The organism is Photobacterium piscicola (assembly GCF_900166965.1).
In the GTDB taxonomy this organism is placed as follows: Bacteria; Pseudomonadota; Gammaproteobacteria; order Enterobacterales; family Vibrionaceae; genus Photobacterium; species Photobacterium piscicola.
On record NZ_FUZI01000056.1, the window covers coordinates 1 to 725 of the forward strand.

A 725-nucleotide genomic window follows, 5' to 3' on the forward strand; every position below is an offset into this window, starting at 1 on the left:
ATGCTCTTTAACAATCTGGAAAGCTGACTAGTAAATTTAATCGAAAGATTAATTTTAAAAATGTTTTTATTCTTTGAATAAAAACGAGTTCTCAAAACAACACACATTCAAGTGTCTGTGTTTGCTTTCACTTTTTAAAGTGAAGACAAATAAATGAGTCCGGCGAAAAACCAATGTTTAATATTTTCTTGATCGAATTATTAAACGCAAACCTTGGTTGTTTGAACATACGAAACCTCTTGGGGTTGTATGGTTAAGTGACTAAGCGTACACGGTGGATGCCTTGGCAGTCAGAGGCGATGAAGGACGTATTAACTTGCGATAAGCCCAGATTAGGCAGTAAAAGCCTCTTGAGTCTGGGATTTCCGAATGGGGAAACCCACTTGCATAAGCAAGTATCATTAACTGAATACATAGGTTAATGAGGCAAACCGGGGGAACTGAAACATCTAAGTACCCCGAGGAAGAGAAATCAACCGAGATTCCGGTAGTAGCGGCGAGCGAAACCGGATTAGCCCTTAAGCTAGTTCTGCGTTAGGTGAAGGTTCTGGAAAGTTCCGCGATACAGGGTGATAGCCCCGTAACCAAAAATGCATTATTAGTGAAATCGAGTAGGACGGGACACGTGATATCCTGTTTGAACATGGGGGGACCATCCTCCAAGGCTAAATACTCCTGACTGACCGATAGTGAACCAGTACCGTGAGGGAAAGGCGAAAAGAACC

The 725-nt window shown here is 41.9% G+C and carries 1 rRNA gene; it reads left to right on the top strand.

Annotation, left to right across the window (positions count from 1 at the left end):
- Positions 1 to 251: 251 nt before the first annotated feature.
- Positions 252 to 725: ribosomal RNA gene (locus tag CZ809_RS20885) — 23S ribosomal RNA — on the top strand; the annotation flags it as partial.